The organism is Pelagerythrobacter marensis (genome assembly GCF_001028625.1).
Lineage (GTDB): Bacteria > Pseudomonadota > Alphaproteobacteria > Sphingomonadales > Sphingomonadaceae > Pelagerythrobacter > Pelagerythrobacter marensis.
Map to the genome: position 1 here is coordinate 435270 of NZ_CP011805.1, position 14569 is coordinate 449838.

Here is a 14569-nt window from a genome sequence, read left to right on the forward strand (position 1 = left end):
CGTGCCCGCCCGGTTCGGCTCATCGCTTACCGTTGCAGGCAAATCAAGAAGCGTGCCAATATCGCCGCAGGGCGCAGGACGCGCATTCGGCGCGGCGAAACGCACGAAGTTGCCCAATCGGAGTCCACTCAGTGCCTAAAAACTAGGCAGGGAGGCGCAGGCCGGCAGTCTGGTCGAGGCCGCACATCAGGTTCAGCGATTGCACCGCCGCACCGCTGGCGCCCTTGCCGAGATTGTCGAGCCGGGCGACGAGGCGCGCGTGCCCACCCCCTTCGTTGCCGAACACGAACAGGTCCATGGCATCGGACGGTGCAGCATTTTCTTCCAGCACCAGCTCGCCGATCCCGCTCTCGTCGCGCACGGACACGACGGGGGACCCGTCGAAGAACCTGCGCAATGTATCGCGCAGCACGTCGGCGGTCGGATTGCCCGGCATCGCGCCCAGGTGCAGCGGAACCTCCACGATCATCCCGCGATAGGCGGGCACGACCGAAGGGGCGAAGATCACGTCGTGTTCCAGCCCGGCATGTGCCTTCATTTCGGGCTGATGCTTGTGCGCCATTGCATAGGCATAGGCGCGAAAGGCGGGGGCGCCCCCGGATTCGAACTGTTCGATCAGCGCCTTGCCCCCGCCGGAATAGCCGCTGACGGCGTTGACGGTGTAAGGCCAGTCGGCCGGGATCACGCCGGCACGCACCAGCGGCGCGACCAGTGCGAGAAATCCCGTCGGGTAGCAGCCCGGATTGCTGACCCGCGTGGCCGCGGCGACCGTTTCGCGGCCGATCAGTTCGGGGAAGCCATATGTCCAGCCGGGTGCCGTGCGGTGGGCGCTGGAGGCATCGATCACCCGCGTTCCTGCCGCCGGATCGATCATCGCCACCGCCTCGCGCGAGGCGTCGTCGGGCAGGCACAGGATCGCGATTTCGGCTTCGTTCAGCGCCTCGCGCCGCGCCGCCGGGTCTTTCCGCCGCTCGCCATCGAGCATGTGCACCGCGAATTCGGGGCGGCCCTGCAGCCGCTCGACGATTTCCAGCCCGGTCGTGCCAGCCGCGCCGTCAACGAAAACCGAAACGGTCATTGTGTCAGCCGCTCAATACGCAAGTACCCGCTGGGCCCTTCCGGCCCGCAGCTCGCCCAGCACCAGTCGCCGGCATAATCGAGCGCTTCGACATCGGTGCCGGCCTCAAGCTGTGCCAGAGCGGGGGAATCCTCGCCCGGTGCCAGATGCAGCGCCGCGCCCTGCGTGCCGATCGTGCGCGATTGCGGTACGACATAATGCGCGGCGAGATACCGCCCCGCCAGGGCAATGTGCGCCAGGTCGCCGCGCAGCGGCAGAGTGCCGGGTGCGGGACGCGCAACGGGACCCTTCAGGCCGATCGGGCCTTCGGGTAACTGGTATTGATCGTGCGACGTCACGGAAATTTCTTGAAAACCTCGAAGTGTGAATTGGCGGGCGCTTACTCGCTGGCGGCCCACCGGGCAAGCGCGGTGCGCCTGCCGTCACCCGTGGGCATAGCGGGTGCGGAGCATGTGCCATGCAGCGCGCAGGCCATAAGCCTCGCCGCCTTTGGGCCGGCCGGGCTTGGCCGTCGGGCGCCAGGCGAACGTGTCGAAATGCGCCCAGTCGATCGGTTTGCCATCGTCCAGAGTGCCGACGAACTTGTCGAGGAACAGCCCGGCGACGCTGGCCCCTGCGAAGGCGTTGCCATGCGCATTGTTGGTATCGGCGATGTCCGATTTCAGCCATTCGGCATAGGCTTCGGGCAGGGGCAGGCGCCAGGGTTCGTCGTCGTTTGCCTTGCCCGCTTCGATCAGGGCAGCGGCCGTTTCGTCGCGCCGGGTCATCAGTGCCGGAAATTCCGGCCCCAGCGCGACCCGCGCCGCGCCGGTCAGGGTGGCGAAATCGATCACCAGGTCGGGTGACTGTTCGCTCGCCAGGGTCAGCGCATCGCCCAGGATCAGCCGCCCTTCCGCATCGGTGTTGCCGATTTCCACCGTCAGTCCCTTGCGGCTGGAGAGCACGTCGCCCGGGCGGAAGGCATTGGCCGAAATGGCATTCTCTACCGCGGGCACGATCAGGTGCAGCCGCACCGGCAGCCCCGCGCCCATGACCAGCCCGGCCAGCGCGATGGCGTGCGCCGCGCCGCCCATATCCTTCTTCATCAGCAACATGCCGGCGGACGATTTGACGTCCAGCCCCCCGGAATCGAAGCAGACGCCCTTGCCGACCAGGGCCAGCACGGGGTCGCTTTCCTTGCCCCAGGTCAGGTGCATCAGGCGCGGGGCATGGTGGCGCGCGGCGGCGCGACCGACGGCGTGGACCATGGGAAATCCCTGCTCCAGCGCGTCGCCCCGGGTGGTGGCCAGTTTCGCGCCGTGCGTCTTGGCCAGCCGCTCGCATTCTTCCTCCAGCGCGGCGGGGCCCATGTCCTCTGCCGGAGTGTTGACCAGATCGCGCACCAGGCACACGGCCTGCGCCTCGGCCAGGGCCGGCTCGATGGCCTTGACCTTGCTGGTCAGGAGCACGCGCGGGCCGGTGGCCTCGTCGTCCTTACGGTAGCGGTCGAAACGATACTGCGCGAGCTGCCAGCCGTGCACGGCCGGGCCGGGGTCCCCGCCTTCGCGCCGATAGGTTCCTGCGGGCAGGACCTCGGCCAGCCGGGCCATGCACCAGCTCGACAGCTCATCGGGATTGGCGACCCCGCCGACCGCGAACCAGCCGTCGCCATCGGGCACGATAGCGGTCTGATAACCGCTGCCGTCGAACTTCTGCGCGGCGAGCGCGGCGCGTTGCCCGGCGGACAGTTTCCTCGACCAGGCTTCGAAGCCGTCCTTGTTTACAAGGTGGACAGGAACCGCGTCTTGCCCGCGATCGTCTTGAATGAGAGTGCTGTCATGGCCCATACCGTTCCGATAGCGCCATTTGCGGGAGAAAATCCAATGCCGTTTCGCCAAATCGCCTTCGGGGCCTCGATCGCTCTGACGCTGTCCGCATGTTCTTCCCCCGACGAAGTGAGCGAAGAACTCGGGGTTACGCAGGACGCGGCGAGCGCAACCTCGTCCTCCTCCGCCGCCGCGGCATCCGCCAGCACGAGTGCATCGGCGAAGGCGCGCGCGGTCGAGGAAGAGACAGATCTTTACAGCTTCGCATTCTCCTACCCGGCCGCCGCGGCGAAAATCCCCGAGCTGGCCGCCATGCTGGACGACAAGCACGATTCGGCGAAAGCGGCGCTGAAATCGCAGGCGACCGACGACCGCGAACAGGCGCAGGCGAACGATTACCCCTATCGCGCGCACAGCTATTCGCAGGAATGGAAGGTCGTGGCCGACACGCCCGGCTTCCTCAGCCTGTCGGGCGCGTTTTCCACCTATACCGGGGGTGCGCACGGCATGTACGGCCTCGAATCGCTGGTCTGGGACAAGCAGGCGGGCGAGGCGATGAAGGGGGCGGCAATGTTCCTTTCGGCCAAGGCGCTCGACGATGCGCTGGGCGACAGGCTCTGCAAGGCGCTCAATGCCGAGCGTGCCGAGCGGCGGGGCGAACCGGTGCCCGAGGTTCTCGAAGGCGACGATTTCGGCTTCGACAGTTGCCAGCCTGTGAAGGATGCGACGGTCCTGGTCGGATCGGCGGGTGGCAAGGCCTTCGACCGGATCGGAATCTGGTTCGGCCCTTACGTGGCCGGCCCTTATGCGGAAGGGGCTTACGAGCTGAATTTCGCCGTCGATGCGGCGGTTATCGATGCGGTGAAGCCTGAATATCGGGAGGCATTTGCCGCCCGATAAGCTGGCAATTGCGCGGCAACGCGCCTACATCGCCGGTCATGACGGAATATCAGGCAATCGACGGTCGCGAGACGGTAATCCGCGACGGCACTATCAAGCTTCATGACGAAGCGGGCTTCGACGGGATGCGCCGCGCCGGCCGGCTGGCGGCCAGTATCCTCGATGCCATCGCCCCGCTGATGCAGCCGGGTGTCACGACCGCCGAGATCGACGACAAGGTGCGCGAAATGATGCTGGCGGGCGGGGCGGTTCCGGCGACGCTGGGCTATCGCGGCTATACCCATTCCTGCTGCATTTCGATCAACCACGTCGTCTGCCACGGCATTCCGGGGGAAAAGGCGCTGAAGGACGGGGACATCGTCAACGTCGACGTCACCCCGCTGCTCGACGGCTGGCATGGCGACACCAGCCGCATGTACCTGGTCGGCGACGTTGCGCTGAAGGCGCGGCGCCTGGTCGAAGTGACACACGAATGCCTGATGATCGGGATCGAGAAAGCGCAGCCCGGCGCGCGGCTCGGCGATATCGGCGCCGCGATCGAAGCGCACGCGCACCAGTTCCGTTACGGCGTCGTGCGCGAGTTCTGCGGCCACGGTGTCGGCCGCCTGTTCCACGACGCGCCGGAAGTGGTCCACGCCGCAACGGCGGGCACCGGGCCCGAACTGCGCCCCGGCATGTTCTTCACCATCGAACCGATGATCAACCTCGGTCGGCCCTGGGTGAAACTGCTGAAGGACGGCTGGACTGCCGTGACCCGCGACAAGAGCCTCTCAGCCCAGTTCGAACACTCGATCGGCATTACCGAAACCGGCAACGAGATCTTCACGCTGAGCGAGAAGGGGCTGCACAAGCCGCCTTACGACTGAATAATGGAATGGTCGTTGCCTGCCGAGCGGGCGGCACGACGGCGGAACCACATCCAGCCGGCCCACATCGCGGCGTAGAGCGTCAGCGCAGCGTAGATCGCGGGCATCGGATCGTCGATCGTGCTGATCGATCCGGCATAGGCCGCGATCGCGGCGTAGGGCAGGGTCCCGATGGCCCAGAACAGGGCGAACCGGGCAGGCGGCATGTGTGTGGCCCCGGCCATGCAGGCGGTCACTTCGGGCAGGATCGGCGCCGCCCGCGCCAGCAGGATCATTCCGGGGCCGTTCCGTTCGAATGTCGCGCGAATTTCCCTGCGCTGTTCTTCGTCGCGCACGATCACGCGCAGGGCGCCGTCGCCCCAGCGGCGGCAGAGGGCATATCCGCCGAACGCCGCGAGGGCCGATCCGGCAAGGGCGGCGAGCGTCCCTAGTTCCCAACCGAGGAAATAGCCGCCCAGGATCATGATCGTGAGCGTGGGCACCGCGACGAACAGGTCAACGAACAGCAGGCCGACCACGAGCGCGAAGACCGTGGCTGCGGACAGTGCGCTGGCCGCTTCGAGCCAGGCCTGGACATTGTCCCGAGTCAGGATCCCCAGCGCCCGCCCGATGAGGAAAGTCGAGGCGAAAACCGCGGCGAGCGTCAGCATGGCCTTGAGCAGCGGCCTCATCGTCCGCCCCCCTGGATGATTCGGCGGGCAAGGGAGGGGGATATGCGCTGGACCAGTCGCAACAGCCCCACTTTGCCAATGTCGTTGTCGGCCACACCGCGTTCCACCCCCTCCAGAATCTGCCGCGCCGCCTCGTCCGCAGAAAGCTTGCCGGTGCCGCGGCCGGCGGTCATCGGGGTGTCCACGAGCGGCAGGAAGGCCTGGACCACGCGCACCGGGCAGTCCGCCAGTTGCGCCCGCAACCCGCGCGAGAAATTGTCGAGACCGGCCTTGGTCGCGCAATAGACCGCCGATTCGGCTTTGGGCACCAGGGCCAGCCCCGAATTGACGTTCAGCACGAATGCCCCCGGCCGGCGCATGAGGCCGCGAAGAAGGCCGGCTACCAGCACGATCGGGGCGGTCAGGTTGACCGCGATCTCGCGGGCGATGGTCGCGCGGTCGAAAGTGGGATCGGCAAGGCGCGGCGTGAACTGTACTGCGGCGCAGCAAATCAGGCTATCAATCCCCTCCGGACAGAGTGTGCCGATACGTTCGATCGCGCGCTCCAGCGCCACCGGGTCGGCGAGGTCGGTCTCGACGTGGTCGAACGCGTCACCGTGGCCCGCGTCGCGCGGCGGGGCCGAACGCGAAAGGTTCACGATCCGGTTCCCCGGGGCAAGGCGGCGAAGGATTTCCAGGCCGACGCCCGAACTTCCGCCGGTCATCACGATGGTCTTGTTCTCAAGCTTCATGTCGGTAGGTTTCGACCATCGCCCCCGACGAGTAATTGACCGAGGTTCATTTGCGCGAGTTTCACAGCCTGTTCGAACTGCGCGGGCGCGCGATCGCCGTCGCGCGGGGCGATCACCTGTTTCGTCAGGGCGATACCGACGGTTCGGTCTATTTCGTGCGGTCGGGCCTGCTCAAGGCGTACTATCTGCGCCCCGACGGAAGGGAGCATATCAAGTCGTTCCTGCCCGAAGGATCGGTGATCGGCAGCCTGGTCGCCGCAACGCGAGAGGGGGCCTGCCCGTTCAGCCTGGTGGCGGCCGAAGACGGCACCCTGCTTTCGCTCCGGTACGAGATGCTGCGCGGCGCGGCGCGGGGAGACATGACGCTCGCCGCGGCGCTGATCGATTTCCTTATGGCCTATGGCATGCGCAAGGAACGGCGCGAGCATGAATTGCTGACGCTCTCGCCGGAGCAGCGCTATGCCCTGTTCCGCGAGACCATGCCGCACCTGGTGGACCGGGTCAGCCTTGCGGACCAGGCGGCCTATATCGGCGTTACCCCGCAGGCGCTGAGCCGGATTAGGCGGCGGGAAAAAGCCGCGGCCTGACTATCCCTCGCGCGTGGCGCGGATGGCGGCGGCGCCAGCGAAAGGTGCGATGGCCACGAGCAGGAGGCTGATCGCGGCGGTGAGGGCCAGGCCCCCCGCGCCAACGGGCGAGAGCGATCCTGCGCCGAAGACCAGCAGCGGCACGGCGAGGGGGATCGCCAGCAGCCCGGCCAGCGCCGCGCTGCCGCGCAGGCCGATCGTCAGCGAAGCGATCAGGATGCCGATGGCGGCCAGCCCCGGCGTCCCCGCCAGCAGACCCAGTTCCACCAGCCACAGGGTTTCGCCGTCGATCCCGACCAGCGCGCTGGCCGGCACTGCCGCGAGCATCAGGAACGGCCCGAAGCTGAGCCAGTGGGCGAGCAGGCGGATCGCGATCACCAGTTCTTCCGAAATGCCCCGCAGGGCCCATTGATCGAACAGGCCCTGTTCGACATCGTCCGCCAGCAGGCGGTCGAGCGGGAGGATCGCGGCGAGGAGCGCGGCGACCCAGATCACGCCCCCGCCGGTGGCGGCCAGCAATCGCGCGTCCGGCCCGACGGCGAAGGGATAGACCATCGCCACGGCGAGAAAGAACAGCAGCGGCAGCAGCGTTCCGCCACCGCGCCCGCCGGGCACGAAGCGGGCCAGATCGCGGCGCAGGAGAGCGGCGATCGGGGTCATGCCGAGAACTCGGCCAGGGCGAAATCGGTCAGCGGCAGCGTGGTCATCGCCGGTATCGCCATGTCCTGATGGCTGGCGACGAGGGCAATGCCGCCGGTCGCGCAGTGATCGGCCACCAGTGCTTCGCACAGCGCGACGCCCTGGCTGTCGAGGCCGTTGAGCGGTTCGTCGAGCAGCCAGATCGGCGCGGCCTGGGCCGTCAGCCGCGCGAGCGCGGCGCGCTTCTTCTGGCCGGTCGAAAGATAGCGGACGGGAACGTCCTCCAGCCCCCTCAATCCCAGCCGGCGGATATGTTCGTCAGCGCTCGTCCGGTCGAGCTGCGCCCAGAACGCCAGCGCCTGCCCCAGCGGGCGCTGCGAGTCGAGCGCGTGCCTTTCATCGAGCAGGGCGACCATGCCGCGCCGCTCGACCGTGCCGGCAAAGGGGCGCAGCAGGCCGGCGAGAATGCGGATCAGGCTGGTCTTGCCGATGCCGTTGGGCCCGGCGATGCGGCAGGCCGCGCCGGGGTGCAGATCCAGCGAAACGCCGCGGAACAGGACCCGTTCGCCCCTGCGGCAGGCGAGATCGGTCGCGGCGAGGTGCGCTTGCATGGTCGCGCGGGTTAGGCGAAAGCGCGCGACCTAACAAGGAGACACGAAATGGCTGTTGCCCGCCTGACCGATTCCGAACGCGATGACCTGTTGAGCCGGCACCCCGAATGGTCGCTCGTGCGCGATGGAGATGCGATCGAACGGACGTTCGAATTCGCCGATTTCAACGAGGCGTTCGGCTTCATGACGCGCGTTGCCCTGCTGGCCGACAAGGCCGATCATCATCCCGAATGGTCGAATGTCTACAACCGGGTGGAAATCACCCTGACCACGCATGATGCCGGCGGCCTGTCGCAGCGCGATGCCGACATGGCGGCAGCGATCGGGGCGCTGTAGGCCCGGTTACCGCCCCAGCGGCCGCGCCGTGGCCCGCGCCATTTTGCGCACCCGGCCCGGCATCCAGCGCGCGCCGAATGCCAGCCGCCGCGCGGTCTGGCCGACCAGGGTGTGCAGCCTGTCGCCGTGGACAGCTTCCCACGCGGCCCGGGCCACATCCTCGACCGGGGTGATTTCCAGCCCGGCGGACGTCACCCGGTCGCGGATCGCCTCATTGCTTTTCTGGTTCGGTGCGTGTTCGAGCAGGGGGGTATCGATAAAGCCCGGGCACAGGCTGCGGACCCGGATCCCCTGTTCCGCCCATTCGGCATCGAGCGCCTCGGTCGCGCCGCGCACGCCGAACTTGGTGGCGGAATAGACCGATGCACCGCTGGTCCCGTAGATGCCCGCCGCGCTGGCGGTATTGAGCAGGCAGCTGCCCGGCGCGGTCTTTTCCAGCCAGGGCAGGGCGGCCTGCGCGCCGTAGAGCACGCCTTTCAGATTGATATCGAGGCAGCGGTCGATTTCATCGGTGCTGTTTTCCGACAGCGATCCGCCCAGCGGGATACCGGCATTGTTTGCCACCACGTCGATCCGGCCGCCTGCTGCCGTCGCAAACGCTTCCAGCGCGGTGTCCCACGCCGCGCGGTCGCGGACATCGAACTTGTGGGCATACGTGAAGCCGTTGGCGATGCCCGCCAGGGTCTGTTCCATCCCTGCCGCGTCGATATCGCCGACACCCACGAACCAGCCGCGCTGGCTGAACAGGTGGGCAATCGCGCGCCCGATGCCCGAACCGCCCCCGGTGACGAAGATCGCCTTGCGATCGCCCATTGTGCCTCTCCCCCGCAAAATAGCCGCACGAGGGGTACCCCCGCGCGGCCGATTCTGCCAGCACTTTACGTAAGCGTCAGTTGGCGAGCGCCTCGGCCAGCCCCTGCACGAATTCTTCCCCTTCGACGATCTGGGCCGAAGACGCGGCGACCGTCTCGCCGATCGGCTCTGCCCGGCCGCCCAGGCAGGTGGCGAGGAAATTCTCGCTGATCGCGTTGAAGGCAATGTTGTTGTCGGGCCGTGCGAAGCCATGTCCTTCATCGGGGAACAGCACGTAAGTGACTGGAATGCCGTGGCCTTGCATCGCGGTAACGATCTGGTCGCTTTCCGCCTGCTTGACCCGGGGATCGTTGGCGCCCTGTCCGATCAGCAGCGGCTTGGTGATCCGGTCGGCCGAATGCAGCGGGCTGCGTTCCTTCAGCAGGGCCAGCCCTTCGGGCGTGTCGGGGTCGCCCATGCGCTGGTGGAACTGTTCGATCAGCGGCGCCCAGTACGGCGGAATGGTGTCCAGCAGCGTTTCGAGATTGGACGGGCCGACGATATCCACGCCGCAGGCGAATTTTTCGGGCGTGAATGTCAGCCCCGCCAGGGTCGCATAGCCGCCATAGGAACCGCCCATGATCGCCACTTTTTCCGGCGCGGTCACGCCCCTGTCGATTGCCCAGTCGACCGCATCGATCAGGTCGTCATGCATCTTGCGGCCCCATTCGAGATCGCCGGCGGAGATGAATTCTTTCCCGAACCCCGTCGAGCCGCGGAAATTGACGCTGAGCACGGCGTAGCCGCGGTTGGCCAGCCACTGGTGATAGGAATTGTAACCATAATCGTCGCGCGCCCAGGGGCCGCCGTGGACCAGCAGGATCATTGGCACTTCCGCTTCGGGAACACCGTCCTCGTCAGCATCCGAGCCGGGCGGCAGGGTCAGGTATGAAGGCAGCGTCAATCCATCGCGCGATGCGATCTCGACCGGGTGCATCGCCTGCAGGGGCGCGCCTTCGAGTTCGGGCCGGCTGGTATAGAATTCGTTCAGCGTCTGCGCTTCGCGGTCGAAGACGAACGTCTTGCTGGGCGCGGTCAGCGGATCGTTCCACACGATCCACTTGCTGTCGTCCTCGGTCCGCGACTGGACACCGAATTCGCCGTCGAGCCGTTCGTCGAGCCAGTCGAGCGCGCTCGCGATGTCCGGGTCGATCGCCGTCCATTCGGTGGTCAGGTAAGTGAAGCTGTAGGCTTCGATCTCGCCGGTCTTCGGGTCGGTCATCGCGCCCCCGATATCGGCCTTGTCGTTCTGCGCGATCACCGTCTTTTCGCCGGTTTCGACATTCTGCGCGACCAGCGCGGCGGTGTTCCGCCCGCGACTGTCGATCCAGTACATCGTCTTGCCATCGGTGGTGAAGCCGGCCGGCTGGGTGGTCAGCGAATCTTCCAGCCCGGTGCTTTCGCTGGGCTCGTCCGCGATCTTGCCATCGACGATGGGGAAGAAGTCCATTCCGCCCGCGGCATTGGGGCGCAGCGCCATGCGCAGCGCGAGATTGTCGTCCGCAAGGAAGCCGGCAAAGGCATCGTTCTGCTGGACCAGCGTCAGTTCACCGGTGTTGAGATCGAGCAGATGGACATCGTGAAAACGCGGATCGCGATTGTTGAGGCCGACCAGGATCTTGTCGCGGATATTCTCCGAAGTGCCGAAGATCTGCACCCGCGTATCCTCGAACGGGGTCAGCGTGGTTTCCGCGCCGCTGGCAATGTCGATGCCGTAGAGCAGGAAGTTCTCGTCCCCGCCCTTGTCCTGGATATAGAGCAGGCTGCGGCTGTCGGGCGCCCAGAAGTATGAACGGATCGGGCGCTCGGTCGCGTCCGTCATCGCGCGTGCCGCATCGGGATCGTCGACCGGGGCCATCCAGACGTTCATCACCCCGTCTTTCGGCGCCAGCCAGCTCAACCACTTGCCGTCGGGGCTGAGATTGCCCGAGCTACGGGTCGGGTTGCCGAAAAGATCCTCGCGGGGGATCAGCGGTGCGGCTTCGGCCGGATTGGTCATTCCCGAGGTAGTCTCCGTTTCCTGTGCCGTGACGGTGGCGGGCGAGGTCATGGCCAGCGCCGTGAGCGCGGTGCCTGCAGCGAGCATGTTCGAAAGCGAACGCATTGTCATAGTCTCCCCTGTTCCTGATCCGTCACGCTACTGCAAACGGGGGAGGGATTTCATCCGTAAACCGACGAACGGTTCACAGGGCCGGATTGTTGTAGCAATGCCAGGTCAGGATCGCGACTGCGCCGCGATGGGGGCGCCAGTCTTCGGCAAGCGCGCGCGTTTCTTTCTCCGAAGGGCGTTCCGGCAGATCCAGAATGCGCCCGATGCCTGCCTGAACGGCCAGATCACCCGCCGGCCAGATGTCGGGCCGCCCCTCCGCAAACAGCAGGTAGACTTCCGCCGACCACCGGCCAATTCCCTTGATCTGCGTCAGTTCGGCAATCGCTTCCTCGTCGTCGGCCGGCAGGTTGTCGAGGTCGAGCGCACCGCTGACCACCCTTTCGCAGAGCGAGCGGGCGTATCCCTGCTTCTGGCGCGAAAGGCCGCAGGCGCGCAGAGTATCGAAATCGCGGGCCAGCAAGGCATCGGGGGCAATCTCTTCGCCCAGTTCCGCTGCCAGCTTGTTCCACATCGATGTGGCGGCCGCGACCGAAACCTGTTGCCCCACGATGGTGCGCAGCAATGTGCGGTAACCCCGCTCGCGGATGCGGGTATCGGGATAGCCGACCCGTTCCAGCGCCGCGCCAAGCCGCGCTTCACGAGCCGCAACAAAATCGATCCCTTCCCGCAACTGATCGGCCGTCAGTCCCATCGCCTTGTCTTGCCTTCCCCGGTTCGATTGCCTAGCAGGCCCGCGCATCCGGCCTGCAGTGGCCGCACGCCATAAGGGAAACACGCGCAATGCCCAAGCTGATCGTCGTCAATCGCAGTGGGGAAGAATCGTCGATCGATGTCGAGGATGGCCTGACCGTGATGGAAGCGATCCGCGACAACGGCTTCGACGAATTGCTGGCGCTGTGCGGCGGGTGCTGTTCCTGCGCCACGTGCCACGTCCATGTCGATCCGGCGTTCCGCGACAAGCTGCCGGCGATCAGCGAGGACGAGGACGATCTGCTTGAATCAAGCGATCACCGCGACGAGAATTCTCGCCTTGGCTGCCAGATTCCCTTCACCGGCGACCTGGACGGGCTGAAAGTCTCCATCGCGCAGGAAGACTGACGCTTCCCGTTATTCGGATCGCCCCTGTCCGCGCGGGCATTAGGCGCGGTATCCGCACACAAACCGCAAATGCGTTGCGTGCGGCGCCAAGCGATTCTAGCGCGTTCATCATGACCTTGCCCGCAGCTTTGACCAACACCCTCGATCTCATCGGCAATACGCCGCTCGTTCTCCTGAAAGGGCCGAGCGAAGCGGCCGGCTGCGAGATCTGGGGCAAGTGCGAATTCGCCAACCCCGGCGCCAGCGTGAAGGATCGCGCTGCACTGGGCATCGTTCGCGATGCCGAGGCGCGGGGCGAGCTGAAGCCGGGCGGCTGCGTGGTCGAAGGGACCGCGGGCAATACCGGGATCGGCATCGCGCTGGTCGCCAATGCCCTGGGCTATCGCACGATCATCGTCATGCCCGATAACCAGAGCCGCGAGAAAATGGCGACCCTGCGCGCACTGGGCGCGGAACTGGTGCTGGTGCCGCCGACGAAATATTCGGACTGCAACCATTTCGTCCACACCAGCCGCCGCCTGGCGGAGGAGACGGAAGGCGCGATCTGGGCCAACCAGTTCGACAATACCGCCAACCGCAAGGCGCACCTGGAAACGACCGCGCCCGAGCTGTGGGACCAGATGGGTGGGCGGATCGACGGTTTCACGTGCGCGGCGGGCACGGGCGGCACGATTGCCGGCGTCGGCATGGGCCTGAAGGAGCGGGACGAGAACGTCACCATCGCGCTGACCGATCCGCACGGCGCGGCGCTGTACAATTTCTACGCCAATGGCGAGCTGAAGGCCGAAGGCAGCTCCGTCGCCGAAGGGATCGGGCAGGGGCGGATCACCGCCAATCTGGAAGGCGCGCCGATCGATACCCAGTTCCGCATTTCGGACGAGGAAGGGCTGGAATGGGTTGCCCGCCTCCTGCGTGAAGAGGGGCTGTGCCTGGGCCTGTCGTCGGGCATCAACGTTGCCGGCGCGGTCGCGCTGGGCCGGCATCTGGGCAAGGGATCGCGGGTGGCGACAATCCTGTGCGACACGGGCTTCCGCTATCTTTCCACGCTCTACAACCGCGAATGGCTGGAAGCGAAGGGCCTTCCGGCGTTCGACTGGCTCGAACGCGATTGACTGCCCAGCCACTTGCTCTAGCCTCGTGATCATGCGCGGCATCGGCAGCATTATCGGCGAAAGGCGTTCCAACGCGGCGCGTGAGCGGCTGGACGCCGCGACGCGGGGCCGTTCAGTCTCGCTGCATCGGCTCCAGGTCGGGGGCTCCGGGCTGATCGGCATCGTGCTGATGCTGGCGCTTGCCGATATCATCACCGATCGCGCCAATCGAACCGAAGCAGGCAGCGTGCCCGAAGCGGCAGCCACGGTTTCGCCCGGCCCGACTGCGCATAGCCAGCAGAACGATCCGCTCGCGGAAGCCGGCGTCGTGCCTGGGCCGCGGGCGAGCCCGGTACCCACACCGACCGCGCCGCTGACACTGCCGCCGCTTGCCGAACCGGACGATGCCCCGGAAACGCAGTAGGCTGGCCTGGCTGATCGGGCTCGTGGCGCTCGGTCTGGGCGTTGTGGCGTGGGCGTTTGGCGGTGCAGGGCGGCCACGGGGCGAACTGGGCCTGTTCACCACCCTGCCGATTTATTGGGCCGAAACGGCTGGCATATCCGAAATGCTTGGCAGCGAAACGCAGGCCGGATGGGTGCGAACCGCGGTCGAGCGCCGGTTCGAACTGCTGCCGCTGGATACGCTCGCGGATGAAGAAGCGGCGATTGCGGAAGATCTCGCAGCCCTCGATCACCTCCTGCTGGCCCAACCCAGGCCCCTCTCGCCATACGAGAATGTGGCGCTGGACAAATGGGTCCGCGCCGGGGGCCGGGCGCTCGTTTTCGCCGATCCGATGCTGACGGTGGAATCACGTTTCCCCGTCGGCGATCGTCGTCGGCCGCAGGATGTCGTCCTGCTGTCGCCAATCCTCGCGCGCTGGGGCCTGGAAATGCGTTACGACGCAGCGCAGGATGCCGATGAGCGCATGATCGCGACGGACATGGCGCCACTGCCCGTTCGGATGGCGGGCACCCTGCATCCGATGCGCGAGCATTCCGCGGCCCAGGACAATTGCTGGATCGCTTACGACCGGCTGTTCGCGCGGTGCTCTATCGGCAAGGGGCAGGTGACGGTGATCGCCGATGCCGCCGTGCTGGAGCCGGCAACAGGCGATCGACTGGATGCGCGCAAGGATGCGCTGTCCTGGCTGATCGAAAGCGCGCTCAGCGAAGCACGCTGATCCTATCAGGGGA

18 protein-coding genes are annotated in these 14569 nt (G+C 66.5%); 8 read left to right on the plus strand and 10 right to left on the minus strand.

Annotated features, from left to right (window positions below; genetic code table 11):
• Window positions 1-142: 142 nt before the first annotated feature.
• From argC to AM2010_RS02060, 3 genes are all read right to left on the minus strand, one after another.
• Window positions 143-1078 carry an N-acetyl-gamma-glutamyl-phosphate reductase gene (gene argC / locus AM2010_RS02050; protein WP_047805658.1) on the minus strand — a complete coding sequence of 312 codons (936 nt, stop codon included), beginning with the start codon at window positions 1076-1078 and terminating at the stop codon, window positions 143-145.
• Window positions 1075-1416 carry a hypothetical protein gene (locus AM2010_RS02055; protein ID WP_047805659.1) on the minus strand — a complete coding sequence of 114 codons (342 nt, stop codon included), beginning with the start codon at window positions 1414-1416 and terminating at the stop codon, window positions 1075-1077. Before AM2010_RS02055 ends, argC begins: the two co-directional genes overlap by 4 nt.
• Before the next feature lie 84 nt (window positions 1417-1500).
• Window positions 1501-2904 (minus strand): leucyl aminopeptidase family protein, encoded by a 1404-nt coding sequence (locus AM2010_RS02060; RefSeq protein ID WP_047805660.1) that lies wholly within the window; start codon window positions 2902-2904, stop codon window positions 1501-1503.
• Window positions 2905-2940: 36 nt separating this feature from the next.
• Here AM2010_RS02060 and AM2010_RS02065 point away from each other — a divergent pair, with 36 nt between their 5' ends.
• Together AM2010_RS02065 and map are read left to right on the plus strand one after the other, a co-directional pair.
• Window positions 2941-3783: a DUF4163 domain-containing protein gene (locus AM2010_RS02065; RefSeq protein WP_047805661.1), complete on the plus strand. Its 843-nt coding sequence runs from the start codon at window positions 2941-2943 to the stop codon at window positions 3781-3783.
• Window positions 3784-3821: 38 nt separating this feature from the next.
• Window positions 3822-4649 carry a type I methionyl aminopeptidase gene (gene map / locus AM2010_RS02070; protein WP_047805662.1) on the plus strand — a complete coding sequence of 276 codons (828 nt, stop codon included), beginning with the start codon at window positions 3822-3824 and terminating at the stop codon, window positions 4647-4649.
• On the opposite strand, the gene AM2010_RS13935 is transcribed toward map, so the two are convergent.
• Window positions 4640-5320, minus strand: a complete 681-nt coding sequence (locus AM2010_RS13935; protein WP_047805663.1) for a TVP38/TMEM64 family protein — start codon at window positions 5318-5320, stop codon at window positions 4640-4642. The two genes, map and AM2010_RS13935, sit on opposite strands and share 10 nt — an antisense overlap.
• On the minus strand, window positions 5317-6051 hold the full coding sequence (locus AM2010_RS02080) for an SDR family NAD(P)-dependent oxidoreductase (RefSeq protein ID WP_047805664.1): 735 nt from the start codon (window positions 6049-6051) through the stop codon (window positions 5317-5319). The genes AM2010_RS13935 and AM2010_RS02080 overlap by 4 nt, the downstream gene beginning before the upstream one ends.
• Window positions 6052-6086: 35 nt before the next feature.
• Between AM2010_RS02080 and AM2010_RS13645 the strand changes: the two genes are divergently transcribed.
• Complete coding sequence (locus AM2010_RS13645) at window positions 6087-6638, plus strand: Crp/Fnr family transcriptional regulator (protein WP_082132774.1); 552 nt, start codon at window positions 6087-6089, stop codon at window positions 6636-6638.
• Here AM2010_RS13645 and AM2010_RS02090 read toward each other — a convergent pair whose 3' ends face one another.
• Window positions 6639-7298, minus strand: coding sequence for a heme exporter protein CcmB (locus tag AM2010_RS02090; RefSeq protein WP_047805665.1), 660 nt, complete (start codon window positions 7296-7298; stop codon window positions 6639-6641).
• Window positions 7295-7888, minus strand: a complete 594-nt coding sequence (gene ccmA, locus AM2010_RS02095; protein WP_047805666.1) for a heme ABC exporter ATP-binding protein CcmA — start codon at window positions 7886-7888, stop codon at window positions 7295-7297. Before ccmA ends, AM2010_RS02090 begins: the two co-directional genes overlap by 4 nt.
• Window positions 7889-7936: 48 nt before the next feature.
• Between ccmA and AM2010_RS02100 the strand changes: the two genes are divergently transcribed.
• Window positions 7937-8224, plus strand: coding sequence for a 4a-hydroxytetrahydrobiopterin dehydratase (locus tag AM2010_RS02100; protein WP_047805667.1), 288 nt, complete (start codon window positions 7937-7939; stop codon window positions 8222-8224).
• 6 nt (window positions 8225-8230) lie between these two features.
• Here AM2010_RS02100 and AM2010_RS02105 read toward each other — a convergent pair whose 3' ends face one another.
• From AM2010_RS02105 to AM2010_RS02115, 3 genes are all read right to left on the minus strand, one after another.
• Window positions 8231-9037 carry an SDR family oxidoreductase gene (locus AM2010_RS02105; protein WP_047805668.1) on the minus strand — a complete coding sequence of 269 codons (807 nt, stop codon included), beginning with the start codon at window positions 9035-9037 and terminating at the stop codon, window positions 8231-8233.
• A gap of 76 nt (window positions 9038-9113) precedes the next feature.
• Window positions 9114-11180 (minus strand): alpha/beta hydrolase family protein, encoded by a 2067-nt coding sequence (locus tag AM2010_RS02110; RefSeq protein ID WP_338047414.1) that lies wholly within the window; start codon window positions 11178-11180, stop codon window positions 9114-9116.
• Window positions 11181-11259: 79 nt separating this feature from the next.
• A complete protein-coding gene (locus AM2010_RS02115) occupies window positions 11260-11877 on the minus strand; it encodes a DNA-3-methyladenine glycosylase family protein (RefSeq protein WP_047805669.1) in 618 nt (205 codons plus the stop codon).
• Between the two features lie 89 nt (window positions 11878-11966).
• Here AM2010_RS02115 and AM2010_RS02120 point away from each other — a divergent pair, with 89 nt between their 5' ends.
• From AM2010_RS02120 to AM2010_RS02135, 4 genes are all read left to right on the plus strand, one after another.
• On the plus strand, window positions 11967-12284 hold the full coding sequence (locus AM2010_RS02120; protein ID WP_047805670.1) for a 2Fe-2S iron-sulfur cluster-binding protein: 318 nt from the start codon (window positions 11967-11969) through the stop codon (window positions 12282-12284).
• A gap of 110 nt (window positions 12285-12394) precedes the next feature.
• Window positions 12395-13396, plus strand: coding sequence for a cysteine synthase A (locus AM2010_RS02125; RefSeq protein WP_047805671.1), 1002 nt, complete (start codon window positions 12395-12397; stop codon window positions 13394-13396).
• Between the two features lie 31 nt (window positions 13397-13427).
• Complete coding sequence (locus tag AM2010_RS02130; protein ID WP_053043864.1) at window positions 13428-13799, plus strand: hypothetical protein; 372 nt, start codon at window positions 13428-13430, stop codon at window positions 13797-13799.
• On the plus strand, window positions 13780-14556 hold the full coding sequence (locus AM2010_RS02135) for a Gldg family protein (RefSeq protein ID WP_047805672.1): 777 nt from the start codon (window positions 13780-13782) through the stop codon (window positions 14554-14556). Before AM2010_RS02130 ends, AM2010_RS02135 begins: the two co-directional genes overlap by 20 nt.
• Window positions 14557-14569 lie beyond the last annotated feature (13 nt).

Bases quoted from the DNA above. Each gene is read 5' to 3' on its own strand.
- argC (WP_047805658.1), bottom strand. From the start codon at position 1,078: ATGACCGTTTCGGTTTTCGTTGACGGCGCGGCTGGCACGACCGGGCTG.
- AM2010_RS02060 (WP_047805660.1), bottom strand. From the start codon at position 2,904: ATGGGCCATGACAGCACTCTCATTCAAGACGATCGCGGGCAAGACGCG.
- AM2010_RS02065 (WP_047805661.1), top strand. From the start codon at position 2,941: ATGCCGTTTCGCCAAATCGCCTTCGGGGCCTCGATCGCTCTGACGCTG.
- map (WP_047805662.1), top strand. From the start codon at position 3,822: ATGACGGAATATCAGGCAATCGACGGTCGCGAGACGGTAATCCGCGAC.
- AM2010_RS13935 (WP_047805663.1), bottom strand. From the start codon at position 5,320: ATGAGGCCGCTGCTCAAGGCCATGCTGACGCTCGCCGCGGTTTTCGCC.
- AM2010_RS02080 (WP_047805664.1), bottom strand. From the start codon at position 6,051: ATGAAGCTTGAGAACAAGACCATCGTGATGACCGGCGGAAGTTCGGGC.
- AM2010_RS02090 (WP_047805665.1), bottom strand. From the start codon at position 7,298: ATGACCCCGATCGCCGCTCTCCTGCGCCGCGATCTGGCCCGCTTCGTG.
- ccmA (WP_047805666.1), bottom strand. From the start codon at position 7,888: ATGCAAGCGCACCTCGCCGCGACCGATCTCGCCTGCCGCAGGGGCGAA.
- AM2010_RS02100 (WP_047805667.1), top strand. From the start codon at position 7,937: ATGGCTGTTGCCCGCCTGACCGATTCCGAACGCGATGACCTGTTGAGC.
- AM2010_RS02105 (WP_047805668.1), bottom strand. From the start codon at position 9,037: ATGGGCGATCGCAAGGCGATCTTCGTCACCGGGGGCGGTTCGGGCATC.
- AM2010_RS02110 (WP_338047414.1), bottom strand. From the start codon at position 11,180: ATGCGTTCGCTTTCGAACATGCTCGCTGCAGGCACCGCGCTCACGGCG.
- AM2010_RS02115 (WP_047805669.1), bottom strand. From the start codon at position 11,877: ATGGGACTGACGGCCGATCAGTTGCGGGAAGGGATCGATTTTGTTGCG.
- AM2010_RS02120 (WP_047805670.1), top strand. From the start codon at position 11,967: ATGCCCAAGCTGATCGTCGTCAATCGCAGTGGGGAAGAATCGTCGATC.
- AM2010_RS02125 (WP_047805671.1), top strand. From the start codon at position 12,395: ATGACCTTGCCCGCAGCTTTGACCAACACCCTCGATCTCATCGGCAAT.
- AM2010_RS02130 (WP_053043864.1), top strand. From the start codon at position 13,428: ATGCGCGGCATCGGCAGCATTATCGGCGAAAGGCGTTCCAACGCGGCG.
- AM2010_RS02135 (WP_047805672.1), top strand. From the start codon at position 13,780: ATGCCCCGGAAACGCAGTAGGCTGGCCTGGCTGATCGGGCTCGTGGCG.